Source organism: Pseudomonas sp. P116, from assembly GCF_020149425.1.
Taxonomy (GTDB): Bacteria; Pseudomonadota; Gammaproteobacteria; order Pseudomonadales; family Pseudomonadaceae; genus Aquipseudomonas; species Aquipseudomonas anatoliensis.
The window spans coordinates 952,421-977,850 of the sequence record NZ_JACVHB010000001.1; the positions used below are offsets into that span (position 1 = coordinate 952,421).

Consider the following 25,430-nt stretch of genomic DNA (forward strand, 5'->3'; position numbering starts at 1 on the left):
TAGAATATCTGGTCGCAAGCCCGGTGTCCGGCTACAGTAAGGTCTTTGTCTTCTAAGGCTTTGTGCATGACTTTTCTGCGCCCTACCCTGCTGACGCTCGCTTGCCTGCTCGCCTCACCAGGCTTTGCCGACGATCTGCCGTCACTCGGCGACGCCAGTTCTGCCATTGTCTCGCCACAACAGGAATACCAGCTCGGTCGCGCCTGGTTGGCCATGTTGCGCAGCCAGGTTTCACAGCTCAATGATCCGCAACTCAAAGACTACGTCGAATCCAGCGTTTACAAGCTGGTGGAGACCAGCCAGGTCAGCGACCGACGCCTGGAGTTCATCCTGATCAACAGCCCGCAGCTCAACGCCTTCGCGGCACCGGGTGGCGTGGTCGGGATCAACGGTGGCTTGTTCCTCAACGCACAGACCGAGGGCGAATACGCTTCGGTGCTGGCTCACGAATTGGCTCACTTGTCGCAGCGCCACTTTGCGCGCGGCGTCGAAGCTTCGCAACGCATGCAGGTGCCGATGATGGCGGCGCTGCTGGCCGGTATTGTGATTGCAGCGGCCGGTGGCGGTGACGCCGGGATCGCGACCATTGCCGGTACTCAGGCAGCGGCGCTTCAGGAGCAGCGGCGGTTCTCCCGCCAGAACGAGCAGGAGGCCGACCGTATCGGCATCCTCAACCTGGAAAAGGCCGGATACGACCCACGTTCGATGCCAACCATGTTCGAGCGCTTGATGCGTCAATATCGCTTCGATGCCAAACCACCGGAATTCCTGCTGACTCACCCGGTGACCGAATCGCGTATCGCCGACACCCGCAACCGCGCCGAACAGGCCAGGCCCGGCGGCATCGAAGATACCAAGCGTTATCAGTTGATCCGCGCCCGCGTGCAGTTGATCTACGAAGAGACACCAGGACTGGGCGCCAAGCGTTTCCGTGCGCAACTGGACGAGAACCCTCAAAACGACGTGGCCCGCTATGGTCTGGCCATCGCGCAGATCAAGGGCGGTCAGTTGAACGAGGCGCGGGAGAACCTCAAACAGTTGCTGACCAAAGCGCCGAACGAGATCATCTACAACCTCGCTCAGGTCGATCTGGACATCACCAACAATCGCCTGCCCGATGCCCAGTCGCGTGTCGACCGAATGCTCACGCAATACCCCGGCAACTACCCACTGAATCAGGTTCGCGTCGATCTTCTGCTCAAGCAGAACCGCGCGGCCGATGCCGAAAAAGCGCTGGAGGGATTGCTCAAGACTCGCCCGGATGATCCGGATGTCTGGTATCAGGTTGCCGAAACCCGTGGCTTGTCTGGCAACATCATTGGCCTGCACCAGGCGCGCGCCGAATACTTTGCCTTGGTCGGCGATTACCGTCAGGCGATCCAGCAACTGGATTTCGCCAAGCGCAAGGCTGGCAGCAACTTCCCGCTGTCCTCGCGGATCGATGCCCGCCAGCGCGAACTGATGGAGCAGGAGCGCATGGTCAAGGACATGATGGGCTGACGCTTCTTCGCGATTGAAATGTTTCAGGCATAAAAAAACCGCCTCTTTCGAGGCGGTTTTTATTTACCGCTCAATCCGGATTATTCAGCCAGCTTGAAGGTGATGAAGCTCGCACGGCCTTGACGCAGAACGCGCATCGACACCGAACGGTTCTTCGGCAGCGCCTTGGCGATCTCGGCGAACTCCTTGCTGGAGCCGATGGCCTGGTTGTTCAGGTGAGTGATGACATCACCTGGTTGCAGACCGATCAGGGCAGCAGGACCGTCCTGAACTTCCTTGATCACCACACCACCTTTGAGGTCGTAGGTTTTCTTCTGTTCAGCAGTCAGCTCGGCCACGGCAACGCCGAGACGGTTGCTGCTGGTTTCAGCACCAGACTTCGGCAGCGCATCCAGCTCTTTTTCTTCATCCGGGATCGCGCCTACCGTCAGCTCGACGTTTTTGCGCTTGCCTTCACGAATCACTTCCAGATTGGCTTTGGCGCCAGACTTCAGTGCGCCAACCAGATGCGGCAAATCGGCAGACATGACGATCGGTTGACCGTTCATGCTCAGGATCACGTCGCCCACTTGCAGACCGCCCTTGGCAGCCGGACCGTCATCCTGAATCTGTGCAACCAGCGCACCGGCCGGTTTATCCAGACCGAACGATTCGGCCAGATCCTTGTTCACTTCCTGGATGACCACACCCAGCCAGCCGCGGCTGACCTTGCCACCGCTCTTCAGTTGATTGGAAACGTCCATCGCCACATCGATAGGGATCGCGAACGACACACCCATGAAGCCGCCGGAACGGGTGTAGATCTGCGAGTTGATCCCGACCACTTCACCGTTCAGGTTGAACAGCGGGCCACCGGAGTTGCCCGGGTTGATCGGCACGTCGGTCTGAATGAACGGCACGTAGTTTTCGTTCGGCAGGCTGCGGCCAACGGCGCTGACGATGCCTTGAGTAACGGTGTGGTCAAAGCCGAATGGCGAACCGATTGCCACCACCCACTGGCCAGCTTTCAAATCCTGAGACTTGCCGAGTTTGAGTACCGGCAGATCCTTCCCTTCGATTTTCAGCAGGGCCACGTCGGAACGCGGATCGGTGCCGACCAGTTTGGCTTTCATTTCGCTGCGATCAGCCAGACGGACGAGAATTTCATCGGCATCGGCAATCACGTGGTTATTGGTCAGGATGTAGCCATCCGGAGAAATGATGAATCCCGAACCCAGCGACTGCGCTTCACGCTGACGATCGCCACGCGGCGAACGCTGCTGAGGTGGCATGCCGCGTTCGAAGAACTCGCGCAGCATTGGCGGCAAGCCTTCAAGATCAGGCATCTGCTGGTTAACTTTGCGATCCGGCAGTTTCTGCGTGGTACTGATGTTCACCACGGCCGGCGAAGCCTGTTCGACCAGTTGGGTGAAATCAGGCAGATCGGCCGCTTGCGCAGCAGGGATCGCCTGACCGAGCAACAGCACGGTGGCGAAAATGGACAGATAAGACTTCAAGCTAGGTATCGACATACAGCTCCCGTTACGACGAGCAGGGTTAAGCGATATGGAGCAAGGAACACCGGAAACCACAGTCCGGCATTTTTGTTCCGGGAACAACAAACAAGGCCAGAGCCGTGAGGCTCTGACCTATAAAAAACTTTTGGGGTATTTGCAAATGAAAATGCTCAGCAAACATTTCCAGGTCTCGACGACGAAGTGGAAATGAATGAAATCAGCTCACTGCTTGCTGGTTGCAGAGACATCTTGATTACGCATCGACAGCGCGATTCGTTCGGCAGTGCCCATCGGAATCTCTCCGACAACCGTCACCATTATCTCGCCTTCGGGTGTAGTCAGGCGTCGGGAAACCGCTACAGTCGGACCTAACTGGGTCCGGGTGTCGGTAACAGTCGCGCCGTTCAAAGGCTCGAGAAAAACCGAAAAACGCGCCAGACCATCGTCGTACATCAGGCTGTTAACCTGAGCCTTGGTCTGCGGATCTTTGTGGGACGTGCTGCTGGTCAGTTCGAAACCCGGCGGCAGCCAGTCCGAATGCCACATCTGAGCGGTCTTGGCGGCAGAGGCCTTATCACTGTCGAGGGTAACAACCTTGCAGTCGGTATCTGCCAGCAAGTCTTTATCCGTCGGAACATCGTCAGTATCAAGGCTGGTGAACTGGAAACGTTCGAGCAGTTGCCCCTTGTCGTTCAACAGCAACGACTTCAGCGGCAAACCGGTCTGCTTGTCCAGGTGCAACTCAAAACCGTAACGATGCTGGTCACGAGGCGTCAGCGATACGATCACTGCGTCTCGACCAGCCACGCGCGACTTGCCAACGACGGCAAGCTCATACCAGCTTTTCAGCTTTTTGGGATCGAGAGGACGAGCGGCAGTGTTCGGAGTATCTCCCAGCCCTGCAATCAGGGTGCCGCTGACGCATTGAGTATGTCCATCAATGCGCACGACTTCCTGTGCCGAACCGTCGAGCTGAAGCAAACGCTCGCGGACCTGACCATTCTGGACACGATGCCAGATGTTATGGGTAGAAAAACTACCGTTACGCTCGTAAACGAAAGTACCGTGAAAGCTTTGCTGCTGCTCGGCCTGGCCCAGACGGGTCAACCAGTCCTGGGCCTCGTCAGCGTGGGCTGGAACAACAAACCAGCCACTGAGCAGAAGCGAAAGTAGAGGTATGGCGCGCATGATCCTCCTTATTGGTTTTCCAGGCTTGCTGCACGTGCATAAGGCAACGCGCTTTCAGTACCTTTGAGCGCAGCTTCTTGAGCATGCTGGCGCAGGTAGCCTGGCAAACGCTGATCATGCCAGCCCGGTTGACCTTGCAAAACGCCGTTGGCCATAGGACCAGTGGCTTCGGAACTCTCACTGTAGCCTGCCAGCACAGCCGGGCCTTTGACCTGTGGAGTGGCCAGGGTTGGCTGATTGGATTGCTGAGCCAGTTCAACACCGGCGATTTCGTCCTGGTTGTACAGGCGAACACCGGCCAGAACGGCAACAGTCACCGAGGCTGCAACGGCCAGACGGCCAAGGTTGCGCCATGGGCTGCGAGATACTTTGGCCGGAGCCGTTTCGTCTTCCAGCGCAGCAGACACTGCCGCAGCGATATCCAGACGTGGCAGCAGCAGATCCTTGTGCATGGCTGCCCGAGCGATCTGGTAACGAGCCCAGGTTTCACGGGTTTCGACGTCGTCCAGTGCATTGATCACTCGACGCAATTCCAGTTCGTCCGCTTCGTTATCCATCACTGCGGACAGCGATTCCTGCAGGGCTTCACGACTCATGGCGTTCCTCTCTTGGCTGTCGCCGCTGTCTCAGTTTTCCTGCAACAACGGCTGCAGGGCTTTATCGATGGCTTCCCGAGCGCGGAAAATCCGGGAGCGCACGGTACCCACCGGACACTGCATGACGCTCGCAATGTCCTCGTAACTCAGACCATCGAATTCACGTAAAGTTAAAGCCGTACGCAAATCCTCTGGAAGTTGCTGAATGGTTCGATGGACGGTGCCTTCGATCTCATCCCGCAACAGTGCTCGTTCTGGTGACTCGAGATCCTTGAGGCCATGATCGCCGTCGTAGAACTCCGCATCCTCAGAACTTACATCGCTATCCGGCGGCCGGCGGCCACGGGAAACGAGGTAATTCTTTGCCGTGTTGATGGCAATACGATACAGCCACGTATAAAACGCACTGTCACCGCGAAAGTTTCCAAGTGCTCGATACGCCTTGATAAAGGCTTCCTGAGCTACGTCCTGGGCTTCATGGGTGTCGTGCACAAAACGCACGATCAACCCGAGAATTTTGTGCTGATATTTCAGCACCAGCAGATCGAAAGCTCGCTTGTCGCCACGTTGAACGCGCTCGACCAGCTGCTGATCCTCTTCCTGGGTTAGCATGAACACTCCTCGATAGGCCCGAAGGAGACTTGCATAACTAAACGACCAGACTTGCAAACATAGACTCGGGCTTTTCGCAAAAGTTCTCCCCCTCCAAGCAAGTTTCCTGCGGGCTCTGATTTGGCACGCACGAAAAACGCAGCGCGGGATAAACCGGCTGCGCGAATAATCTTGTCATCGGTTTCGCCGGCAGGAACCCCGGATCGCAGATTCCTCACTGAAACCGACACTGTCCCTATTTCTGGCACCGTCTATTGATCTTGGACTTTTGGCAAAAGTTCCAATTATTTATAGCCGCACCCACCCGACATTGGGCGACTCTGGATGGAAAAAGACTGTTTCAACGCCGATACAGTCGTCTTTTCCCAAAACCGCAGGAAAAAACTTCCGACGAAGCACCCGGATTTTTCCGTCACAGTAGTTTCACAATGCCATCTGAGCCCGGCTATTGTGCCGCCCCACCCCTCTATATACTAGTGGGCTGTGTGGCTGACTTGACTCGCCGATCCAGGTGTCATGCGCCACCCCCGATCCGGGTCGCTTTGAGCGGAATGCTGAAATGAGCCAACAGTTCCAACACGATGTTCTGGTCATTGGCAGCGGTGCTGCCGGTTTGAGTCTTGCGCTGACCCTGCCAGGTCATTTGCGCATTGCCGTATTGAGCAAGGGCGATCTCGCCAACGGCTCGACTTTCTGGGCCCAGGGCGGAGTCGCTGCCGTGCTGGACGACACCGATACTGTCGAATCCCACGTCGACGACACCCTGAATGCTGGCGGCGGCCTGTGTCATGAGGACGCCGTACGTTTCACCGTCGAGCACAGCCGCGAAGCCATCCAGTGGCTGATCGACCAAGGCGTGCCGTTCACCCGCGACGAACAGTCCGGCACTGAGGACGGCGGTTTCGAATTCCATCTGACCCGCGAGGGCGGCCACAGTCACCGGCGCATCATCCATGCAGCCGATGCTACCGGCGCTGCGATCTTCAAAACCTTGCTGGCCCAAGCCAAAGAGCGCTCGAACATCGAACTGCTGGAGCAGCGGGTAGCGGTCGATCTGATTACCGAACGACGTTTGGGCATGGACGGCGATCGCTGCCTCGGCGCCTATGTGCTCAACCGCGCGACCGGTGAAGTCGACACCTACGGTGCGCGCTTCGTGATTCTGGCCTCAGGTGGCGCGGCCAAGGTTTACCTCTATACCAGCAATCCCGACGGCGCCTGCGGTGATGGCATCGCTATGGCCTGGCGCTCGGGCTGCCGGGTGGCGAACCTGGAATTCAATCAGTTTCACCCTACCTGCCTGTATCACCCGCAGGCCAAGAGTTTCCTGATCACTGAAGCCCTGCGTGGTGAAGGCGCGCATTTGAAGCTGCCGAACGGCGAACGCTTCATGTATCGCTTCGACAAGCGCGCCGAACTGGCACCGCGTGACATCGTCGCCCGGGCCATCGACCATGAAATGAAGCGTCTGGGCGTCGACTGCGTCTATCTCGACATCAGCCACAAACCCGAAGCGTTCATCAAGACTCACTTCCCGACTGTTTATGAGCGCTGCCTGGGTTTTGGCATCGACATCACCAAACAACCGATTCCAGTCGTACCCGCGGCGCACTACACCTGCGGCGGCGTAATGGTCGATCAGCATGGCCGCACCGATGTGCCGTGTTTGTACGCCATCGGCGAAACCAGCTTCACCGGCCTGCACGGTGCCAACCGCATGGCCAGCAACTCGTTGCTGGAATGTTTCGTCTACGCCCGGTCGGCGGCGGCAGATATTCTGGCGCAACTGGATGACGTCACAGCGCCAAGCACCCTACCCGTCTGGGATGCCAGCCAGGTGACCGACTCTGATGAAGACGTAATCATCGCGCACAACTGGGATGAACTGCGGCGATTCATGTGGGACTACGTTGGCATCGTGCGGACCAACAAGCGCCTGCAACGGGCTCAACATCGGGTGCATCTGCTGCTGGACGAGATCGACGAGTTCTACAGCAATTACCGAGTAAGCAGAGACCTGATCGAATTGAGGAACCTTGCTCAGGTAGCGGAACTGATGATCCGGTCTGCCATGGAACGCAAGGAATCTCGGGGCCTGCACTACACTTTGGACTACCCGGAGATGCTGCCAGAGGCGAAGGATACGATCCTCACACCGACCTTTTGAGGCACGTTAGGAGCCTTCAGGTTAGCGAGGAGAGACCCCGTTTTGCAACAGGTTTGTCCCACCTTTGTCCCACCTTTGTTCCACCTTTGTCCCAGTCCTCGGCTCATTCGTCCGGGGTCTCCAGGGAGGGGCATACGGGGGAAAGCCTGGGAAGACATTGTGTGGAATGGGGTCTCAGATTTTTCTGTCAGTTTTTCATCAAGGGTCTTTGAGGTGTCCGTATAGCCAACGGCACGCGTTGACGCACCATAAGGCCATATGCACAGCCACACAGACCCAGTAAAGGGCCTGCAAGCGGTCCATGAGGTCACCTATGATTTCAGGGAGTGGTGGAAGCTGAAGTTTGTAAGGCCGTAATGCTTGGCAACCTCAAGGATGCCCTCATAGGAGTCAGGCCAGCCTCCACGGCTTGAGTCGTTGGTGGCTCCCGACTGAAGCAGGGCAAAACAAACAGCCGCATATGGGGTCAGATGATCGACTGACACCTTCGTGACCACTCGTTTATTGTTGTAAGTGAAACACAGCGTGAAGCTCATGGCTGACCTTACGTTGGAGTGTTTAGCGGCTGAGCATAGCAACTTCACGCTCTAAGCGGGGACCTATTGAGGCCTAAACCAATGGCTCGCTCAAGGGACAGGTTGCCCTTGGCTACAGCAGCCCTCAGCCCCTTTTGGGTGTTCTTGTGGGGAGCTTTGAGAGCCCTCCAGTCACAGCGATCATTGAAGGCGGACCGCTCAAGGATTGCAGCACTATGGTCATTGCCCATGTTGCGCATCTTGTCGGCCACCAGTAAGGCGACCTCAGGCATCTCAAGGATCGCCTCGAAGGCGTCATAGACCATTGCCTCGAACTCATCTGAGACCCATCCGGCATATGCCAGAGTGGCCCGCTTGGTGGCCTGAGTCACGGAGCCTGCTCGCCCCTTGTTTAACGAACCGATATTTCCGGTTTGTTCCAAGGTCTTGGCCTTCTTGGTGTCTACCCACTTACCCGGTTGTTTGCCTTTGGGTAGCTTCAGGGTCCGCCAGATGTCAGTCAGGTCCCACATACCCGAGTCATTAGCCTTGAAAGGTTTACCCTCAATGATGATTACGTGGGCCGCGTGCTTGTGTTTGATATCGATCATGTTCATGTTTTCCTTTTGTTTGCTCTCTGAGTTCGCTCCCACAGACCAGCACACAGGCCCCATGACGGGCTCTGATCGATGGCACAGAGAGCAAACAGAAAGACTGTGTTTGATGAATGCCCAGCGACGGGCGTTAACCGGTCCAGATTTGGACTCGTTGATTGATGGAATCCAGCGAGGCCCCCTCAGACTTGAGGGGACCCTTTAGGCCCTACTTGCGGGTCCCTCAAGGCGCATCCGAAAGGACGATCTGCTTGATGAGAGGCAAGGCCACTGGGGTGGTCTCCCAGTCAGAACCGTTTACCTTCACCTCGACCATAGCGGTAGCCATTACGTCTACCACTGCGCTGACCTCCAGCTCCCAGCTCAGCGAGGCACTATTGCGGCTCAGCTCAATGCGCCACACGTCGCCTTCACGGTTCTCACGAAAGGACAACAGAGCGAACGCTTTGGGTGCCAAGAAGATGCCTCGATCTGGTCCGCTGTAGACCTGCACACGAGTGCCCACCAATTCGTCGATGTCCTCCAAGCCTGCCCTTTGGGCGGCACGATTAAGAACAGGGCGAAGACTCACGGGAATCAGAACGCCAAACTCTGAGATGTCACGGCCCCAGTAGGTGTCCAGGTGGGTGGCGATGAGGTCAAGGAAGTCCTCAGCCTGGGCAGCCGGTGTGCCAGTGAGTGGCCCAACGTAGACCTTAGAGACCGAGGGTTGGCTCTCCAGGCTCTCAGCGATCTTACCAGCCATGGTCAGCTCAAGGTCATTTAGGACCTTATTGGCGGTCTGCTCCATGCTCCGCTCAGTGAAACCAAACTGGACGGTGTGGTCGAGGATAGAGATTCGAGCCGACACCAACACGCCGACCTCAGGGGCCTCCATGGACACAAGCGAGCCTGCCAGAGCTACACCCTTGGTCACTGTGCGACCATCGTAGGTCTGCCGGGGATCGAAGGTCACTGACCGATCAGCCATCAGGGCAACTTGGGGGCACGTTGGGATTGAACCATAAGGGCGCACTTCGGACGGGAAAGCATTGTTCATGTCCTCCCGCCACTCTTCGCCATTCAGGTGCTCATCGGCGGCTTCCTGCATTGCCAAGGCGTAGACTGCTGGGTCGCTTGCAGCCACCTCTTCGGCCCGAATGTCCGAACTGTGGAATGTCGCTTGGGTAAGCCCGAGGGACTTCACGGATTGGGTGTAGACCCGCTCAGGGGTCTTGTATTGAAAAGGCTTCATTGCTTGTAACTCCTAAAGGTTATGAATGGGTGTGGTTGCTATCAGCGGCCAAGCTGGGCACGGAGACGCTCACCGCGCTCACGGATGGCTTGAGCCTGACGCGCACGCTCGGCCTTCTTCTCTGCGATTTCCTGTGGGGTCGGCACACGGCACCGCTCAGCGTTGGCCTTAGCCTCAGCAATCTGACGAGCTTCAAGTGCTGCCTTCTCGGCCATATGCTCTCGATAACTACGAGCGGCCTCAGGGGATGCACTCAGGGACAGACCAGCAGCGGCAAATACTTGAGCAACCTGAAGGATTCCCGAGTAGTTCTTGCCGTGTGCTGCCACCAATAGGGGCAACAACAAAGTCTCGACATACTCTCGGGCCATTGGCTGACCGTTCACGGTGGCCTTAGAGGGAGTTACAGCGGTGATGTTGATGTTCATTTGGGTATATTTCTCCGACCTACCCATAGAGCAACTTTCAGTCCGCACGTAGAGCGCACGACAAGACACGGAGAAGACGGACGATACGCCTACCCTGAAAGTTGCTCTATGGATTCTTGATTTCTATTAAGTGCCCTTGGTTAGTGCGGCTAACGCTGTGAGGACAACCGGTGTAATTACTTCGCGTTCATCTTGAATAACAGTGGCACGCTCAGGGCGTCCCGAAGTGAGACACCAGCAGCTCCAAGGGACGCTATCAGCTTGGGCAGCAGTGGCGACCTATGGTGGTCAATGAGGTACTGCTCCTCCCGGCTCCACTCACGGTGGGGCTTATAGGAAGACCTCAGGTCAATTAGCAGGTGCAACTTAGCGGGCACGTCGATGGCCTCACGGAGAGACCCTATAATCGCCAAGTGCTCCTCTGAGGCATCAGGTCTCGGGACTATCTTTTTGGTCATGTATACAGGCTCCTTTTGTTTGCTCTTTGAGCTACCTCGAAGTTCCCAGGTTCGTGGTCTGACAAGACCCGTCCTAACCTTAAGACACCAAGAGAGAAACTTAAAGTTAATCACTAAGACCCAAAGATAAACCTAAAGATTTAATTACTTGTTTACACAAGATAATTAATGATCTCCAAGAGAACCTCTTAGTTAATCTTTAAGTTCTTTAAGCCCCCCCTGTTCTCGTGGTCAGTTCGAGCGCCCCCAGTTCTCGAAAAGGCCCAAAGTGAACACCAGGTCACATTGAGCGAACACCACGATACGCCTGTCTGCCTTAGGCTCGGGCTCATAGCTCCCGATTGTCCTCCCGTTGCCCACCTTGGCATGACCCCGAGGGGCAGCGACTGGCGATAGACAAGAAGGCGACCCAGAGACACAGGCAATGGGTCAGCAGTGACCAGCCCAAAGGACTGGCAGTAGGTGGGCAGAAGGTGCCACTTGGTTTAACCAAGCGGGCTTATCCTCCTGTCCCCCTTATAGTGAGGGTTTTTAATTCAGGCCTCACCTCACACGCACACACTCGGGGTCCCATCCTTGGGTTCCCCTTATAGTGAGGGTTTTTGGAAGCCCGCGATGATCTCCTTGAGACTGAGGACCTCACTGGTCAGCTCAGAGATTGCCGAGTGGAGCTGTGCGAACTCCCCCGCGAACTGCTGGGCTTCCTTAGTTTCGCTTTCGTGGATGTTGTAGGTGCCAGTCTTGCGGATCGAAGGGAGAACCTCCTCAGTGACCCACTTGCGGAATGGTTCAGAGGCTGGGGCGTGACCCCGAAGGAGCATCTGATAGGTCTCAGCCTCAGTGAAAAGCGTGGTGGTGATGCGGTACTTCTTCCCTCCCTGGTCGAGTGGTAGTTCACAAGTGGCGTTTTCCGCCACCAGTGCCTCAAGAAGCTGCATCCCCGCACCCCGATAGCGCCGAGCCTTATTCACTGCGCCCTTAGAGTCCACCGGGAGACTAATACTATCTGGCAGTATTAGTGTCTCCAAAGCCCCGCCAGAACCGTGGTTGCGGCGTGCCACGTTGATAGCTACAGCCGGGTTCTTCAACCCAGCAGCCTTAGCGACCTGCGTAGCGATAAACAGAAGTCTATGTTCAGGATGCCCAATTAGGACATCCAGTTCGATGCCCATAAAGTTCTGCTTAACGAATTTCATCGTCATTACAGTGCGACCTCCACGCGCCCCACTATGTCCGATTGCTCGGTATGCCCCACCAGTGCCCTTGGAGAAAGTCCACAAGTAGCCCGTCGAGTGTCGATACTGAGCCGAAGCCTATCAACTTCTTCTTGCATCATCTCATCGCGTATCGCCAAGGCCTCCAAGTCCTCAATTAGAGACATAGCGTGCATTGTCATGAATCGCTGTAGGTGCCCTGGCGGTATATAAACACCGTGGCCGAATTGAGGCCCTTTGTCAGGCAGACGGCATAGCCGGAAAGGTAGACCCAAGCGAAGCGCGACCAGTGGATTGTTAGTGATGGTCACTTTGCTCATTGTGCGGCCTCCATCTTGAAGGCTGCCCTCAATGCCTCAGCCATCCGCCCCACCTCTACGGCACTCCCGGCCCCATAAAGGTCGTAACTGATCGACCCCGAGGAATGCCCCAAGATCGACTCGGCGGTGCCCACAGGGACCTCAGCGGCCTTCAAGGCTCCCGCGAGAGAGTGACGCAGTGAGTGGAAGGTTTGTGTTCTATCAGTCTTGAGGCCCAGGACTTCCCTAAGGGTCCCATTGAGCACCCCGGAGAACTGCCCAGCGCCCAACGTGAACAACCGAGAGTCGGCCTTTGCGACAAACTCAAGGAACGCTTGAAGATCAAACCCATAGGCCCCATCGGTCAACGGAATGACCCTCACTGAGCTATTGGTCTTAACTGACTTCCCATCGTTCCTGCTTATGTCGATGACCCAAGTGCGGTTCGCACCACTGACACCTGGGACCTCCTTGATGTCCGCCTTGGTCAACTGCCTGATTTCCTCGATGCGAGCCCCAGTGATGACCCCAAGGGACAACGCCCAGCGCTGCCATGCGTCTACTGGAAGGGTCTTCGCGTGATCCATCAGGGCTTTCACCTGATCCCGAGAGAACGGCTCACGAGAGCTATCGGCTCCCTTAGTTGGCTTCAAGCCCTTATCAAGGCTCTTTTCGAGATAGCCATTGTTCACAGCCCAGTCCATTACAGTCGAGAATCTGGTGAGCAGCTTCTTCACCGTCGAAGCTTTGCGGTCCTCCAAGAGTTTATCCCTCAGATTCCTCATGTCCTCCCTTGTGTGGGTCCTCAAGTTCAGGTCCCCAAGGATCGAACCGATAGCCTCACACGAGGACTTCACGTCCCTCATGGTGCTGGCCTGAATGCTGTCTTTGCGCTCGTCCATGTAGAGCCCCGAGAGGGTCTTGAAGGTCATCGGTGTGCTGAGCGCCACTGGTGTGGACGGCAATACAGATAGGGGCAGATATGGGGCCATTGACGTGCCACAAGACTCACCCTTCAGCTCTCTTATGATCTCTACCAGCTTCTGAGGTCTGCCCTTCAAACGCTCCTGAGCAGCCTCAAGGACCTCCACGTACTTACCGGCAGCCCTTTGTTGGTCAACGGTCAACGGTTCTTTAGCCGAGGCCTCACGTAAGGACAACCGAAGCTCGTCATAGATCATCTCATAGGCCACCAAGGAGTCGTCTCCGTGGGCCATCGTAAGGCACTCCTCAGCGATGGTAATCAGGCGCTCTTTAAGCTCCCTCCAGGAGGCCTTTGGGTTATCCAAGTGGAAAAGAGAGAGGGTCTTGAGGATGTCCTTCGAGATTTGCATTGCGGTGGCCTTATCGGTGGTCCTAAGCGATAACGTAAAGAAGCCTTGAGTGGCGCCTTGCGGGCGAAGGCGAAGGTAATAGCGGCCAGACCGACGATAGTGGTACGGCTTGGCAAGGGCGGTTTGTAACAGGTTTGTCCCATTTTGGGGACTCTTGAGGACGCTCATCGGCTGAAACCCCTGTATCCATTGGGTTTAGCCTCATTGGGTCGAGTTCTACAGCAACTATAAAGTCAGTCGCGATTTGATCGAGCTGCGAAATCTCGCGCAAGTGGCGGAACTGATGATCAGCTCCGCCATGGAACGCAAGGAAAGTCGCGGCCTGCATTACACCCTCGACTACCCGGACCTGCTGCCCGAAGCGCTCGACACTATTCTGGTGCCGCCCACCTACGTCGGCTGAACTTGAGCCGCACTCGCAGGCGTCGATGCAAATCCGTCGCCTGCGAGTCCCGTGGCACGCAGATCGATCTGACGCGCCACTCACCGCGCAAACGAAAACGCAGCACCACGATCAGCGGCAGTGCAAGGCTGTCCGGCCGCAACTGCACCGCTTGCCAGCCATCCGCCTGATTCCACAATTGCCAGCCGTCGCCGTCTCGACGCAATCCGCGCATTGCCTTGGGATGACTGAGCAGAATCTGCCGCGGCAACACCCAAAACCCGTGAAGCAGGCAACCGAAAGCCCCGAGCAAGCTCGCCCACAAGGGAATTGAAAGCACAAACAAGGCACCCAGAGCGAATGCCTGGGCCAACAGATACGCCGCCAGCAACTGCCGTGAGGCATGCCAGCGGCATTCGAACGTATTACTTGGGCTGAACACGATCCAGGATCATGCGAACCATGCGTTGCAGCTCCGGATCTTCGGACTCGTTGCGCTCCATGAACCAGCCGAACATGTCCTGATCTTCGCAAGTCAACAGACGGACATACAGATCGCGATCAACTTGATTCAGGTTTGCGTAAACCTCCTGCACAAATGGCACCAGCAACACGTCAAGCTCAAGCATGCCGCGACGGCTGTGCCAAAAGAGGCGATTCAGTTCAACTTGTTCGACCATGGGGCCCTCCTCAAATTTGGCGGCAAGTATACAGCCCCGATGCCGCTCGCACAGTCGGCTTTGGTCGGGCACCACCGATCCTTTATCAACTACCCATTTCAACAACGCGCCCTTATGATGTGCCCCAGTCTATTTACCCTGCGAAGACCCATGGCCGATTCTGCTTTTTTCTGCACCCTGTCTCATGAAGGCGTTCTCGCGGTCCGCGGCGCGGATGCCGGAAAATTCCTGCAAGGCCAGTTGACCTGCAATATCAATTACCTGAGCGAAACAGCGTCCAGCCTGGGTGCTCGCTGCACGCAAAAAGGCCGGATGCAGTCGAGTTTCCGCATTCTGCTCGAAGGTGACGGTGTGCTGCTGGCGATGGCCAGCGAATTGCTCGAGCCGCAACTGGCGGACCTGAAAAAGTACGCGGTGTTCTCCAAGTCGAAACTGACCGACGAAAGCGCCGCCTGGGTGCGTTTCGGACTGAGGTCGGGCGATGCAGCGCTGAGCAGTCTCGGCCTGGATCTGCCGATTGAGACCGACAGCGTGGTACGCAACGACGGCCTGATTGCAATTCGCGTCTCGCCGGATCGTGCCGAACTGTGGGTACCCGCCGATCAAGCTGAAACCATCCGCCGCAAGTTGTCGATCACCCTGCCTGAAGGTGAACTGAACCAGTGGTTGCTCGGCCAGATCCGCGCCGGTATCGGTCAGGTCATGCCGACCACCCGCGAGCTGTTCATCCCGCAGATGCTCAACCTGCAAGCCGTCGGCGGCGTGAGTTTCAAGAAGGGTTGCTACACCGGCCAGGAAATCGTCGCGCGCATGCAGTACCTGGGCAAACTCAAGCGCCGCCTGTATCGCTTGAGCCTCGACGCCGCACAATTGCCGGAACCCGGCACGCCATTGTTCGCGCCGAGCCACAACAGCTCGATCGGCGAAGTCGTACTGGCTGCCAACGCCGGGCAAAACATTGAACTACTGGCAGTGTTGCAGGCCGAAGCTGCAGAAGCGGGTGATCTGCATCTGGGCACCCTCGAAGGGCCTGCGCTGCATCTGCTCGATTTGCCCTACGAACTGGATCGCGACCGCGAAATCCAGCGCTGATCGCAGCATTTGTTGCAACACCCTAGAGAGCCTAAATGAACGAACTGGCGGATAAGATCCAACAGGATTTGGTTGAGGCCATCGATAAAGATGACCTGGTTCTGCCAACACTGCCGGAAGTAGCCTTGCAAATTCGCAAGGCTGCGGAAGATCCGGAAATCAGCGTCAGCGAGCTGAGCAAAGTTATTGGCCGTGACACGGCGCTGTCCGCGCGCCTGATCAAAGTGGTCAACAGCCCTCTGCTGCGCGCGGCGCAGGAAGTCACCGACCTGCACACCGCCATCACCCGCCTGGGCATCAACTACAGCAGTAACCTGGCGATCGGTCTGGTGATGGAGCAGATTTTCCACGCCAGTTCCGAGGTGGTGGAACAGAAAATGCGCGAAGTCTGGCGCAAGAGCCTGGAAATCGCCGGGGTCAGTTATGCGTTGTGTCGTCGTTACACCCAGCTCAAGCCGGATCAGGCGGCGCTGGGCGGGCTGGTGCATCAGATCGGCGTGCTGCCGATTCTGACCTACGCCGAAGACCACTATGAACTGCTGTCGGACCCGGTCAGCCTCAACCATGTAATCGACCAGCTTCATCCGTTGCTGGGCGACAAGCTGCTACGCGTCTGGGACTTTCCGGAACGACTGGTGGAGCTGCCGGGGCTGTATCAGGATCTCAAACGCGACTCGGCGCAGATCGATTACGTCGATCTGGTGCAGGTGGCGAGCCTGTATTGCCACAAGGGCACTGACCATCCGTTTGCGCGGATTGATCCGCTGAGTGTTCCGGCGTTCAGGAAGCTTGGGATTGATCCGGATAACAAGGCGCTTTGTGCGGATCTGGAAGAATCGCGCTCGATGTTTTACTGATCCAAGACCTTGGTGCTGCCATCGCTAGCAGGCTAGCTCCCACACTGGATCTGTGATTGAGACAAATCCGCTGTGGGAGCCAGCCTGCTGGCGATGAGGCCAACGCAATCAACACAATTCACCCGGCAATAAAACTCACCCGCACCTTCAGCCCCGCCTGCTCACCATCATGCAGCGTGATCTGCGCCAGATGCGCCCGGCAGATCTCGCCGACAATCGCCAGACCCAATCCCGATCCCGCCACCTGCTGATTACGTCGGTAGAAGCGCTCGAACACGCGATCGCGCTCTTGCAGCGGAATCCCCGGCCCGTCGTCCTCAACCTCAAGCACTGCCGGGGTCAGCACGCGCAAGATCACATTGCCGCCCGGCGGCGTGTGCGCCAAGGCGTTATCCACCAGATTGCTCAACAACTCATTCAGCAGCGTCGGCTCGCCGCGCAGCCACACCGGTTCATCGGCCTCCAGCGCCAGCGCCACCCCGCGTTTGTGCGCCAGTGGCGCCATGGCCATGCCCAACTCGCGGGCCAACTGACTCAGATCGAGCAACTGCGCACCGCCCTCGGCAATCGCTCGGGCGCCATTTTCGACGCGCGCCAGCGACAGCAATTGATTGGCCAGATGGGTCAGGCGATCGGTGCCTTGCGCCGAAGATTCCAGCGTCGTCCGCCAGAGCTGCGGGTCATTTGAACGCAGCCCCAATTCCAGCCGCGCCTTCAACGCCGCCAGTGGTGTGCGCAACTCATGCGCCGCGTCGGCGATGAACTGCGCCTGGCGCTCGAACTGGCCACGCAGGCGCTCGGTGAAATGGTTGAGCCCGCGCACCAGCGGCCAGAGCTCATGCTGCACTTCCACCAGTGGCAATGGCCGCAAGTCATCGGGTTGGCGTTCCTCGACTGCCGTGCGCAGGCGCTCCAGCGGACGCAGTGCGGCGCTGACGGCAAACCAGACCAACAGCAAGGCGCCAATCGCCAACATGCCCAATCGCAACAACGTATCGGCCGCCAGACTGCGCGCCATGCTGACCCGGGCTTCGTCGGTTTCGGCCACGCGGATTTCCGCCATGCCGTTCATGTTCGGCTCGCTCACTGCCTTGAGCAGGCTGACCACGCGCACGTTCTGCCCCTTGTAGGTGGCATTGTAAAAACGCGCCAGCGCCGGATAGCTGTCAGTTCTTGGCGTACCGGGTGGTGGCCCGGGGAGATTTTCGTAGCCGGAAATCAGCTTTTGATGGATGTCGTTGACCTGGTAGTAAATGCGTCCGGCGCTATCGTAAGCGAAGGTATCGAGGGCCACGTAAGGCACGTCGGCACTCAGGCTGCCATCACGTTGCGAAAGGCCGGCGGCAATGGTTCGCGCCGAAGCCAGCAATGTGCGGTCATACGCGGTGTCGGCCGCCTCGCGACCATTCCAGTAAGCACTCAAGCCGCTGGCGAGCATCAACACCACCAGCAACGACGCAAGGTTCCACAGCAATCGCCAGCGCAGGCTGCTGGGCTTATGCATCGCGGCTTTCCAGCAGATAGCCGAGGCCGCGGAAGGTCACGATCGCTACCGGTTGACCGTCGAGTTTCTTGCGCAAGCGATGCACGTAGATTTCGATGGCATCGGGGCTGGCCTCTTCGTCCAGACCGAACACTTGCGCGGCCAGTTGCTCTTTGCTCATGACTCGCCCCGGCCGGGCGATCAGCGCTTCAAGCACGGCTTGCTCGCGGGACGTCAGCGTGAGCAGTTCCTCACCGAGGGAGAAACGTCGGGTGTCGAGATCATAGGCCAGCACCCCGCAGCGCTGCTGGCGTTCACCGCCCAACACACTGCGTCGCAACAGCGCTTTGACCCGGGCTTCCAGTTCGGTCAGTTCGAACGGCTTGGCGAGGTAGTCGTCGGCGCCAAGATTGAGGCCATGCACCCGATCTTTCACATCGCTGCGCGCCGTCAGCATCAGCACCGGCAGATTTTTTCCGCGAGCCCGCAACCGCGCCAACACTTCAAAGCCGTCCATGCGCGGCAGGCCGACATCGAGGATCGCCACGGCGTATTCCTCACTGCCCAGCGCCAGATCGGCAGCCACGCCATCGTGCAACACATCCACGGTCAGACCGGTGCTCTTGAGCGCCTGGGCGACGCTTTCGGCCAGTTGCAGATGGTCTTCGACGAGCAGAACACGCATGGATTTTTACCTCGTTCAGGGATGGCCGACGCCACTCTTTGCCGCGGAGTTTACAGCCGCAACCGCCACTGTGAAGCCCGAAAACATTGAAAGTCAGCTGAAAGGTTAGCGAAAGGTTAGGCCGTTAGAGTCGGCCTACGGACAGTTTCGACTGCCGTCGCTGCTGCCACACAGCGCTACGAAAAACGCCACGAAGCGTTTTCGACCAATAAGAACAATAATCGGAGTACACCCGCATGCCGTCCATGCAGTCCCAGGTCCTTGTGCCTGTTCGCCCTTCCCGTCTCCGCCACACCGCCCTCGCCAGTGCAACCGCCCTCGCGGGTTTTTCGCCGTTGAGTTTTGCCGACTTCATTGAAGACAGCAGCGCCACCTTCGAAACCCGCAACATGTATTTCAACCGAGACTTTCGCGATGGCACCAGCGCCCAGCAATCCAAACGCGATGAATGGGCTCAGGGCTTCATGCTCAATCTGCAATCGGGCTACACCGACGGCACCGTGGGGTTCGGTGTCGATGCGTTGGGCATGCTCGGTGTGAAACTTGATTCGAGTCCGGACCGCACCGGCACCGGCCTGTTGCCGACCCACGACGACGGGCGCGCGGCGGACGAATACTCGAAACTCGGCCTGACCGGCAAAGTGAAAATCTCTGCCACGGAACTGAAAATCGGCAGCCTGATTCCCGAACTGCCGATCCTCAAGCCCAACGACGGACGCATCCTGCCGCAGACCTTTGAAGGCGGCTTGCTGACCTCCAAAGAGATCAAGAATCTGACGTTCACGGGCGGGCGTCTGGAGAAAGCCAAGGATCGCGACAGCACCGATTTCGAGGACATTGCGCTCAACAACAAGAACAGCCGCTTTGCTGGCACCGCTGCCGGCAAGCACTTCGATTTTGGCGGCGTTGATTACAAGTTCACCGACAAGATCACCGGCAGTTACCACTTCGCGCAACTCGACGAAGTTTACAACCAGCACTTCTTCGGCCTGGTTGCCTCGCGCCCGATGGGTCCCGGCACGTTTGCCACCGACCTGCGTTTTGCCGTCAGTGACGATCAAGGTGCGGCCCGTGGCGGCGAGATCGACAACCGCTCGCTCAACGGCCTGGTCAGCTATGCCCTGAGCGGCCACAAGTTCAGCGCCGGTTATCAGCACATGTCCGGCGACAGCGCTTTCCCCTATGTCGATGGCAGCGACCCGTATCTGGTCAACTTCGTGCAGATCAACGACTTCGCCGGCGCCGAAGAACGCTCGTGGCAAGCGCGCTACGACTTTGACTTCAGCAAACTTGGCATTCCCGGCCTGAGCTTCATGAGCCGTTACTTGAGCGGTGACAACATCAAGCTCAAAAGCGGCGAAGAAGGCAAAGAGTGGGAGCGCAACACCGAGATCAAATATGTAGTACAAAGCGGCGCCTTGAAGGACGTCGCTGTGCGCCTGCGCAATGCCACCTACCGCTCCAACTACTCCGCTCGCGATGCCGATGAAGTGCGTCTGCTGGTGAGCTATAGCGTTGCCCTTTGGTAATTGATTGAAACGCCGGGGTGCTGTGATCGGAAGATCAAAAGATCGCAGCCTGCGGCAGCTCCTACATAAAGCCTTACAACAAGAAACCGTGGAGAATCGAATGAACCTGTCACTGCGTAAAGTTGCACTCGCCGCCAGTTGCGTGCTGTTCGCTGGCCAACTCATGGCCGAACCGAAGCGTCCGGAATGTATCGCTCCGGCGTCGCCCGGCGGTGGTTTCGACCTGACCTGCAAACTGGTGCAGAGCGCGCTGGTCAACGAAAAACTGCTGTCCAAACCGATGCGCGTGACCTACATGCCCGGCGGTGTTGGCGCGGTGGCTTACAACGCAGTGGTTGCGCAGCGGCCAGCCGATGCCGGCACGCTGGTGGCGTGGTCGAGCGGTTCGCTGCTGAACCTGGCGCAAGGCAAGTTCGGACGCTTCGATGAGACCAACGTGCGCTGGCTCGCGGCAGTCGGCACCAGCTACGGTGCCATCGCAGTGAAAAGCGATTCGCCCTACAAGACCCTCGACGATCTCGTTCAGGCCTTGAAGAAAGATCCCGGCTCCGTGGTCATCGGTTCCGGCGGCACCGTCGGCAGCCAGGACTGGATGCAAACCGCACTGATCGCCAAGGCTGCCGGGATCAACCCGCGCGAACTGCGTTACGTCGCCCTCGAAGGTGGCGGCGAAATCGCCACCGCGCTGCTCGGCGGCCACATTCAGGTCGGCAGCACCGATATTTCCGACTCCATGCCGCACATCCAGAGCGGGGACATGCGCCTGCTCGCAGTCTTCTCCGACAAGCGTCTCGACGAACCGGAAATGAAAGACATCCCGACCGCTCGCGAGCAGGGCTACGACATCGTCTGGCCGGTGGTTCGCGGCTTCTACCTGGGGCCAAAAGTCAGCGATGAAGACTACGCCTGGTGGAAGGATTCGTTCGACAAACTGCTGGCCTCCGATGAGTTCGCCAAGCTGCGCGATCAGCGTGAATTGTTCCCATTTGCCATGACCGGCCCGGAACTGGACACCTACGTGAAGAAGCAGGTTGCGGACTACAAAGTGCTGGCCAAAGAGTTCGGCCTGATTCAGTGATCGTCTCTGTCTAGCGGCTGCGGCCCCCGTTCGCGGGGCGGCGGCACAGGAGTTTCCCATGCTCTTACAACGCATTTTCGCTTCGGTGCTATTGCTGGCCTGTGTCGGCCTGGCACTGATGGCGTGGCCGTACCAAGCGGCTTTTTCCTACGAACCGGTGGGCCCACGCGCCTTCCCTCTGCTGATGCTCGGCCTGATGGGCGCAGCGCTGTTGTACATGGTGTTCCGCCCGGCGCCGATCAAACACACTGAAGACGAGCCGCCACTGGATCGCCAGACGCTGACCAAGATCAGCATCTGCGTCGTGCTGTTGCTGGTGTTCGCCGGCCTCTTCGAACCGCTGGGCTTCATTCTCAGCAGCATGCTGATCGGCATTCCGATGGCGCGTCTGTATGGCGGTCGCTGGATGCCGAGCATCGTGGTGACCACCCTGATGGCCATCGGTCTTTACCTGCTGTTCGACCGTGTGATGGACGTTCCGCTGCCCCTCGGCCTGCTCGACGTTCTGGAGAACTGATATGGATACTCTTGGCTATTTGGGTCAGGGTTTCGGCGTCGCGCTGAGCCCCTACAACCTGGTGACCGCGCTGTGCGGCACGCTGATCGGCACCGTCGTCGGCCTGCTGCCGGGGCTGGGCCCAATCAACGGCGTGGCGCTGCTGATCCCGATCGCATTCGCCCTCGGCCTGCCGCCGGAATCGGCATTGATTCTGCTGGCGGCGGTGTATCTGGGCTGCGAATACGGCGGCCGGATCAGCTCGATCCTGCTGAACATTCCGGGCGAAGCCTCTACCGTAATGACCACCCTCGACGGCTACCCGATGGCGCGCAAAGGCATGGCCGGTGTGGCGCTGTCGTTGTCGGCATGGAGCTCGTTTATCGGCGCTTTCATCGCCACGTGCGGCATGGTGCTGTTCGCCCCGCTGCTGGCGAAATGGGCGATTGCTTTTGGCCCGGCGGAATACTTCGTGCTGATGGTGTTTGCGATTGTCTGTCTCGGCGGAATGGCCGGTGATCGACCACTGAAGACGTTTATTGCGGCGTTGATCGGTTTGTTCCTGTCGACGGTCGGCATCGACGCCAACAGCGGCGTGTACCGCTTCACCGGCGACAACATTCACCTGACCGACGGGATTCAATTCGTCGTACTGGTGCTGGGCCTGTTCTCGATCAGCGAAATTCTGTTGCTGCTGGAGAAAACCCATCGCGGCCAAGAAGCGGTAAAAGCTACCGGCCGGATGATGTTCAACTTCAAGGAAGCGGCGTCGGTGTTCACCGTGAACATCCGTTGCGGCCTGCTCGGCTTCATCATGGGCGTGTTGCCGGGTGCCGGCGCGACGCTGGCCAGTGCCGTGGCCTACATGACCGAAAAACGCATCGCCGGTACCAGCGGCAAATTTGGTCAGGGCGATGCCCGTGGCCTCGCTGCACCGGAAACCGCCATCGGTGCTTCGGCCTGTGGCGCACTGGTGCCGATGTTGACGCTGGGCGTGCCGGGTTCGGGTACCACGGCGGTGATGATCGGCGCGCTGTCGCTGTACAACATCACTCCGGGGCCGCTGTTGTTCCAGCAACAACCGGACATCGTCTGGGGCCTGATCGCGTCGTTGTTCGTCGCCAACATCATGCTGGTGATCCTCAACATTCCAATGATCCGCATCTTCACCCGCATCCTCGCCGTGCCGAACTGGGCACTGGTGCCAGTCATCGCGATCATCACCGGCATCGGCGTCTATGCGGTACACGCGACCACCTTCGATCTGTTCCTGATGGTCGGCATCGGCATCTTCGGTTACATCCTGCGCAAGCTCGACTTCCCGTTGTCGCCGGTTCTGCTGGGTTTCATCCTCGGTGGTCTGATGGAGCAAAACCTGCGTCGCGCGCTGTCGATCTCCAACGGCGCACTGGAAATCCTCTGGTCGAGCCCGATCACCTTCGGGGTCTGGGTACTGACCGCGATCATGTTGCTAGTGCCGCTGCTGCGCATCTGGCGCAAACGTTCGGTCGCCCGGCGCGCTGTTGCCGATGTTTGATCGGCTGTCGCTAAAATCCTGGTGGGGAACCCCGCTGGTCGGTCTGCTTGGCGGTTACCTCGCCAGCCAGATCGGCTGGCCGCTGCCATGGATGGTCGGCTCGTTGCTGGCGATCATCCTCGTGCGCTGCCTGACTCCGTGGCAACTGACGGAAATCCCTGGCGGGCGTAAATGCGGCCAGTGGATCGTCGGCATCGGCATTGGCCTGCACTTCACCCCGGTGGTGATGGAGCAGGTGCTGAGTCATTTCGGTTTGATCTTCTTCGGTGCGCTGGTCACCAGTTTGTCGGCGGTGGTTGGCGTGTGGTTGATGCGCCGCACCGGTGAGGATCGCGCCACGGCGTTTTTCTCCAGCATGCCCGGTGGCTCCGGGGAGATGGTCAACCTCGGCGCACGCAATGGCGCGATGCTCAGCCATGTCGCGGCGGGGCAAAGCTTGCGGGTGTTGGTGGTGGTTTTATGTGTGCCGGCCGCGTTCAAGTATTTGCTTGGCGACGGCACGCCGATTTCTCATGCCGGCAGCGTCGATTGGCGCTGGCTGGCGATTCTGTTTCCGGCGGGCGCCCTGCTCGCCTGGATCTGGCAGCGTCTGCGTCAACCCAATCCATGGCTGTTCGGGCCGTTGCTGGTGAGTGCGGCGCTGAGCATCGGTTGGGATCTGCACATCGGCTTGCCCGATGGCGGCAGTCAGATTGGCCAGTGGTTGATCGGCAGCGGATTGGGTTGTCACTTCAATCGACAGTTTTTCAGGCGTGCGCCGTCATTCATGGGCCGCACGTTGATCGGCACGGCACTGACCATGTTGATTGCGACCCTGGCGGCGTTGGGATTGAGCGCTTTAACCCATCTGGATCTGCGTTCGCTGACGCTGGGCATGATGCCCGGTGGTATCGCCGAGATGAGCCTGACGGCGGAGACCCTGCAACTGTCGGTGCCGCTGGTGACGGCGATGCAGGTGATGCGGCTGTTGTTCGTGCTGTTTCTGGCGGAGCCGTTGTTCAAATACTGGAATCGTAATCCCGAGTAAGACCGAGTTGCCCCCATCGCTGGCAAGCCAGCTCCCACAGATTATGTGCACACCGCAAAACCCTGTGGGAGCTGGCTTGCCAGCGATGGGGCCCTTCAGGCCAACATCAAACCGGCGGCAACCGCCACTCAATCGGCGTCTCGCCATTCTGCTCAAGAAACTTGTTGGTCCGGCCGAAGTGCCCGCATCCCAGAAAGCCACGATAAGCCGACAGCGGCGACGGATGCACCGAAGTAAGCACCAGGTGCTTGGTCGCATCGATCAGCTTCTGCTTGCTCTGCGCATGGGCGCCCCACAGCATGAACACCAGATGCGGTTGCCGCTCGCTGACCAGTTCGATGATCCGGTCAGTAAAAAACTGCCAGCCCTTGTCCTTGTGCGCATTGGCGTTGGCGCGCTCGACGGTCATGGTGGTGTTGAGCATCAACACGCCCTGATCCGCCCAGCTCTGCAAGTAACCGTGGCTGGGGATGTCGATGTTCAGGTCGCGTTTCAACTCTTTATAGATGTTGACCAGTGACGGCGGCGCTGGCACGCCCGGTTGCACCGAGAAACACAAGCCGTGGGCCTGGCCCGGGCCGTGGTAGGGGTCCTGGCCGAGGATCACCACTTTCACTTTATCCAGCGGAGTGGAGTTCAGCGCATTGAAAATCAGCGGCCGTGGCGGATAGATTTCCTTGCCGGCCGCCTGTTCCTGCTGCAGAAAGTTGCGCAACTCTGCCATGTAAGGCTGGTCGAATTCAGCACGCAGTGCCTCCTTCCAGCTCGGTTCGAGTTTGATACGGTCGTCAGCAGTCATGGTCATACCCGGCAAAAACAATGGGGCGAACCCTAGGAAAGCCGGCCACGCTTGTCAATTGATCTGATGCAGATCCGGCACTTTCCCACGCAGCGATCATACTGATCGTTCAAATTTCCGATCGAGGTCA

General features: G+C 58.2%; 24 protein-coding genes and 1 pseudogene. 10 read left to right on the forward strand and 15 right to left on the reverse strand.

All coding sequences use genetic code 11. The features are described from left to right. Positions 1 to 66 precede the first annotated feature (66 nt). A complete protein-coding gene (locus ICA15_RS04650) occupies positions 67 to 1,500 on the forward strand; it encodes a M48 family metalloprotease (protein ID WP_210553756.1) in 1,434 nt (477 codons plus the stop codon). 80 nt (positions 1,501 to 1,580) lie between these two features. Here ICA15_RS04650 and ICA15_RS04655 read toward each other — a convergent pair whose 3' ends face one another. The 4 genes from ICA15_RS04655 to rpoE all read right to left on the reverse strand — a co-directional run bounded on the left by ICA15_RS04655 (position 1,581) and on the right by rpoE (position 5,392). Beyond that, entirely contained in the window at positions 1,581 to 3,011 is a 1,431-nt protein-coding gene (locus ICA15_RS04655; protein ID WP_042558069.1) for a DegQ family serine endoprotease, read from the reverse strand. A 207-nt stretch (positions 3,012 to 3,218) separates the two neighbouring features. Further along, positions 3,219 to 4,184 carry a MucB/RseB C-terminal domain-containing protein gene (locus tag ICA15_RS04660; RefSeq protein WP_210553757.1) on the reverse strand — a complete coding sequence of 322 codons (966 nt, stop codon included), beginning with the start codon at positions 4,182 to 4,184 and terminating at the stop codon, positions 3,219 to 3,221. Positions 4,185 to 4,192: 8 nt separating this feature from the next. Beyond that, complete coding sequence (locus ICA15_RS04665) at positions 4,193 to 4,780, reverse strand: sigma-E factor negative regulatory protein (protein WP_210553758.1); 588 nt, start codon at positions 4,778 to 4,780, stop codon at positions 4,193 to 4,195. A gap of 30 nt (positions 4,781 to 4,810) precedes the next feature. Continuing rightward, positions 4,811 to 5,392: an RNA polymerase sigma factor RpoE gene (rpoE, locus tag ICA15_RS04670; protein ID WP_003172477.1), complete on the reverse strand. Its 582-nt coding sequence runs from the start codon at positions 5,390 to 5,392 to the stop codon at positions 4,811 to 4,813. Positions 5,393 to 5,951: 559 nt separating this feature from the next. Between rpoE and nadB the strand changes: the two genes are divergently transcribed. Beyond that, positions 5,952 to 7,559 carry an L-aspartate oxidase gene (nadB, locus tag ICA15_RS04675; protein ID WP_210553759.1) on the forward strand — a complete coding sequence of 536 codons (1,608 nt, stop codon included), beginning with the start codon at positions 5,952 to 5,954 and terminating at the stop codon, positions 7,557 to 7,559. Positions 7,560 to 8,139: 580 nt separating this feature from the next. On the opposite strand, the gene ICA15_RS04680 is transcribed toward nadB, so the two are convergent. The 6 genes from ICA15_RS04680 to ICA15_RS04705 form a co-directional block, all read right to left on the reverse strand. Further along, on the reverse strand, positions 8,140 to 8,685 hold the full coding sequence (locus ICA15_RS04680) for a hypothetical protein (protein WP_082422076.1): 546 nt from the start codon (positions 8,683 to 8,685) through the stop codon (positions 8,140 to 8,142). A gap of 226 nt (positions 8,686 to 8,911) precedes the next feature. After that, on the reverse strand, positions 8,912 to 9,922 hold the full coding sequence (locus tag ICA15_RS04685) for a hypothetical protein (RefSeq protein WP_060519990.1): 1,011 nt from the start codon (positions 9,920 to 9,922) through the stop codon (positions 8,912 to 8,914). A 41-nt stretch (positions 9,923 to 9,963) separates the two neighbouring features. Continuing rightward, positions 9,964 to 10,350 (reverse strand): hypothetical protein, encoded by a 387-nt coding sequence (locus tag ICA15_RS04690; RefSeq protein ID WP_060520003.1) that lies wholly within the window; start codon positions 10,348 to 10,350, stop codon positions 9,964 to 9,966. A gap of 176 nt (positions 10,351 to 10,526) precedes the next feature. Then, complete coding sequence (locus ICA15_RS04695; RefSeq protein WP_060519988.1) at positions 10,527 to 10,808, reverse strand: hypothetical protein; 282 nt, start codon at positions 10,806 to 10,808, stop codon at positions 10,527 to 10,529. 587 nt (positions 10,809 to 11,395) lie between these two features. Continuing rightward, positions 11,396 to 12,010: a Bro-N domain-containing protein gene (locus tag ICA15_RS04700; RefSeq protein ID WP_126360729.1), complete on the reverse strand. Its 615-nt coding sequence runs from the start codon at positions 12,008 to 12,010 to the stop codon at positions 11,396 to 11,398. Between the two features lie 328 nt (positions 12,011 to 12,338). Further along, the gene (locus ICA15_RS04705) at positions 12,339 to 13,823 is read right to left on the reverse strand and encodes a tyrosine-type recombinase/integrase (RefSeq protein WP_210553760.1); all 1,485 of its coding nucleotides are present in this window, start codon (positions 13,821 to 13,823) and stop codon (positions 12,339 to 12,341) included. A 43-nt stretch (positions 13,824 to 13,866) separates the two neighbouring features. Between ICA15_RS04705 and ICA15_RS04710 the strand changes: the two are divergent. Next, positions 13,867 to 14,058, forward strand: a pseudogene (locus tag ICA15_RS04710) (L-aspartate oxidase); the annotation flags it as partial. On the opposite strand, the gene ICA15_RS04715 reads toward ICA15_RS04710, so the two are convergent. Next, the gene (locus ICA15_RS04715; RefSeq protein WP_210553761.1) at positions 14,027 to 14,479 is read right to left on the reverse strand and encodes a protein YgfX; all 453 of its coding nucleotides are present in this window, start codon (positions 14,477 to 14,479) and stop codon (positions 14,027 to 14,029) included. The pseudogene ICA15_RS04710 and the gene ICA15_RS04715 overlap by 32 nt on opposite strands. Beyond that, the gene (locus ICA15_RS04720; protein ID WP_042558064.1) at positions 14,463 to 14,717 is read right to left on the reverse strand and encodes a succinate dehydrogenase assembly factor 2; all 255 of its coding nucleotides are present in this window, start codon (positions 14,715 to 14,717) and stop codon (positions 14,463 to 14,465) included. Before ICA15_RS04720 ends, ICA15_RS04715 begins: the two co-directional genes overlap by 17 nt. A 150-nt stretch (positions 14,718 to 14,867) precedes the next feature. On the opposite strand from ICA15_RS04720, the gene ICA15_RS04725 reads away from it, so the two are divergent. Both ICA15_RS04725 and ICA15_RS04730 read left to right on the forward strand, forming a co-directional pair. Beyond that, entirely contained in the window at positions 14,868 to 15,809 is a 942-nt protein-coding gene (locus ICA15_RS04725) for a YgfZ/GcvT domain-containing protein (RefSeq protein ID WP_210553762.1), read from the forward strand. Between the two features lie 35 nt (positions 15,810 to 15,844). After that, positions 15,845 to 16,666 carry an HDOD domain-containing protein gene (locus tag ICA15_RS04730; RefSeq protein ID WP_210553763.1) on the forward strand — a complete coding sequence of 274 codons (822 nt, stop codon included), beginning with the start codon at positions 15,845 to 15,847 and terminating at the stop codon, positions 16,664 to 16,666. Between the two features lie 118 nt (positions 16,667 to 16,784). Here ICA15_RS04730 and ICA15_RS04735 read toward each other — a convergent pair whose 3' ends face one another. Both ICA15_RS04735 and ICA15_RS04740 read right to left on the reverse strand, forming a co-directional pair. Beyond that, a complete protein-coding gene (locus tag ICA15_RS04735; RefSeq protein ID WP_210553764.1) occupies positions 16,785 to 18,170 on the reverse strand; it encodes a sensor histidine kinase in 1,386 nt (461 codons plus the stop codon). Next, complete coding sequence (locus ICA15_RS04740; RefSeq protein ID WP_042558060.1) at positions 18,163 to 18,834, reverse strand: response regulator; 672 nt, start codon at positions 18,832 to 18,834, stop codon at positions 18,163 to 18,165. The genes ICA15_RS04735 and ICA15_RS04740 overlap by 8 nt, the downstream gene beginning before the upstream one ends. Positions 18,835 to 19,070: 236 nt before the next feature. Between ICA15_RS04740 and ICA15_RS04745 the strand changes: the two genes are divergently transcribed. The 5 genes from ICA15_RS04745 to ICA15_RS04765 all read left to right on the forward strand — a co-directional run bounded on the left by ICA15_RS04745 (position 19,071) and on the right by ICA15_RS04765 (position 24,501). Continuing rightward, the gene (locus ICA15_RS04745; RefSeq protein ID WP_210553765.1) at positions 19,071 to 20,363 is read left to right on the forward strand and encodes an OprD family porin; all 1,293 of its coding nucleotides are present in this window, start codon (positions 19,071 to 19,073) and stop codon (positions 20,361 to 20,363) included. Between the two features lie 100 nt (positions 20,364 to 20,463). Continuing rightward, on the forward strand, positions 20,464 to 21,441 hold the full coding sequence (locus ICA15_RS04750) for a Bug family tripartite tricarboxylate transporter substrate binding protein (protein WP_150594383.1): 978 nt from the start codon (positions 20,464 to 20,466) through the stop codon (positions 21,439 to 21,441). A 58-nt stretch (positions 21,442 to 21,499) separates the two neighbouring features. After that, positions 21,500 to 21,958, forward strand: a complete 459-nt coding sequence (locus ICA15_RS04755; RefSeq protein WP_210553766.1) for a tripartite tricarboxylate transporter TctB family protein — start codon at positions 21,500 to 21,502, stop codon at positions 21,956 to 21,958. A 1-nt stretch (position 21,959) separates the two neighbouring features. Next, complete coding sequence (locus ICA15_RS04760; RefSeq protein WP_210553767.1) at positions 21,960 to 23,474, forward strand: tripartite tricarboxylate transporter permease; 1,515 nt, start codon at positions 21,960 to 21,962, stop codon at positions 23,472 to 23,474. Then, positions 23,467 to 24,501: an AbrB family transcriptional regulator gene (locus ICA15_RS04765; protein WP_210553911.1), complete on the forward strand. Its 1,035-nt coding sequence runs from the start codon at positions 23,467 to 23,469 to the stop codon at positions 24,499 to 24,501. Before ICA15_RS04760 ends, ICA15_RS04765 begins: the two co-directional genes overlap by 8 nt. Before the next feature lie 106 nt (positions 24,502 to 24,607). Here ICA15_RS04765 and ung read toward each other — a convergent pair whose 3' ends face one another. Further along, a complete protein-coding gene (gene ung, locus ICA15_RS04770) occupies positions 24,608 to 25,300 on the reverse strand; it encodes a uracil-DNA glycosylase (protein WP_042561972.1) in 693 nt (230 codons plus the stop codon). Positions 25,301 to 25,430: the final 130 nt, after the last annotated feature.

Bases quoted from the DNA above. Each gene is read 5' to 3' on its own strand.
- ICA15_RS04650 (WP_210553756.1), top strand. From the start codon at position 67: ATGACTTTTCTGCGCCCTACCCTGCTGACGCTCGCTTGCCTGCTCGCC.
- ICA15_RS04655 (WP_042558069.1), bottom strand. From the start codon at position 3,011: ATGTCGATACCTAGCTTGAAGTCTTATCTGTCCATTTTCGCCACCGTG.
- ICA15_RS04660 (WP_210553757.1), bottom strand. From the start codon at position 4,184: ATGCGCGCCATACCTCTACTTTCGCTTCTGCTCAGTGGCTGGTTTGTT.
- ICA15_RS04665 (WP_210553758.1), bottom strand. From the start codon at position 4,780: ATGAGTCGTGAAGCCCTGCAGGAATCGCTGTCCGCAGTGATGGATAAC.
- rpoE (WP_003172477.1), bottom strand. From the start codon at position 5,392: ATGCTAACCCAGGAAGAGGATCAGCAGCTGGTCGAGCGCGTTCAACGT.
- nadB (WP_210553759.1), top strand. From the start codon at position 5,952: ATGAGCCAACAGTTCCAACACGATGTTCTGGTCATTGGCAGCGGTGCT.
- ICA15_RS04680 (WP_082422076.1), bottom strand. From the start codon at position 8,685: ATGATCGATATCAAACACAAGCACGCGGCCCACGTAATCATCATTGAG.
- ICA15_RS04685 (WP_060519990.1), bottom strand. From the start codon at position 9,922: ATGAAGCCTTTTCAATACAAGACCCCTGAGCGGGTCTACACCCAATCC.
- ICA15_RS04690 (WP_060520003.1), bottom strand. From the start codon at position 10,350: ATGAACATCAACATCACCGCTGTAACTCCCTCTAAGGCCACCGTGAAC.
- ICA15_RS04695 (WP_060519988.1), bottom strand. From the start codon at position 10,808: ATGACCAAAAAGATAGTCCCGAGACCTGATGCCTCAGAGGAGCACTTG.
- ICA15_RS04700 (WP_126360729.1), bottom strand. From the start codon at position 12,010: ATGACGATGAAATTCGTTAAGCAGAACTTTATGGGCATCGAACTGGAT.
- ICA15_RS04705 (WP_210553760.1), bottom strand. From the start codon at position 13,823: ATGAGCGTCCTCAAGAGTCCCCAAAATGGGACAAACCTGTTACAAACC.
- ICA15_RS04720 (WP_042558064.1), bottom strand. From the start codon at position 14,717: ATGGTCGAACAAGTTGAACTGAATCGCCTCTTTTGGCACAGCCGTCGC.
- ICA15_RS04725 (WP_210553762.1), top strand. From the start codon at position 14,868: ATGGCCGATTCTGCTTTTTTCTGCACCCTGTCTCATGAAGGCGTTCTC.
- ICA15_RS04730 (WP_210553763.1), top strand. From the start codon at position 15,845: ATGAACGAACTGGCGGATAAGATCCAACAGGATTTGGTTGAGGCCATC.
- ICA15_RS04735 (WP_210553764.1), bottom strand. From the start codon at position 18,170: ATGCATAAGCCCAGCAGCCTGCGCTGGCGATTGCTGTGGAACCTTGCG.
- ICA15_RS04740 (WP_042558060.1), bottom strand. From the start codon at position 18,834: ATGCGTGTTCTGCTCGTCGAAGACCATCTGCAACTGGCCGAAAGCGTC.
- ICA15_RS04745 (WP_210553765.1), top strand. From the start codon at position 19,071: ATGCCGTCCATGCAGTCCCAGGTCCTTGTGCCTGTTCGCCCTTCCCGT.
- ICA15_RS04750 (WP_150594383.1), top strand. From the start codon at position 20,464: ATGAACCTGTCACTGCGTAAAGTTGCACTCGCCGCCAGTTGCGTGCTG.
- ICA15_RS04755 (WP_210553766.1), top strand. From the start codon at position 21,500: ATGCTCTTACAACGCATTTTCGCTTCGGTGCTATTGCTGGCCTGTGTC.
- ICA15_RS04760 (WP_210553767.1), top strand. From the start codon at position 21,960: ATGGATACTCTTGGCTATTTGGGTCAGGGTTTCGGCGTCGCGCTGAGC.
- ICA15_RS04765 (WP_210553911.1), top strand. From the start codon at position 23,467: ATGTTTGATCGGCTGTCGCTAAAATCCTGGTGGGGAACCCCGCTGGTC.
- ung (WP_042561972.1), bottom strand. From the start codon at position 25,300: ATGACTGCTGACGACCGTATCAAACTCGAACCGAGCTGGAAGGAGGCA.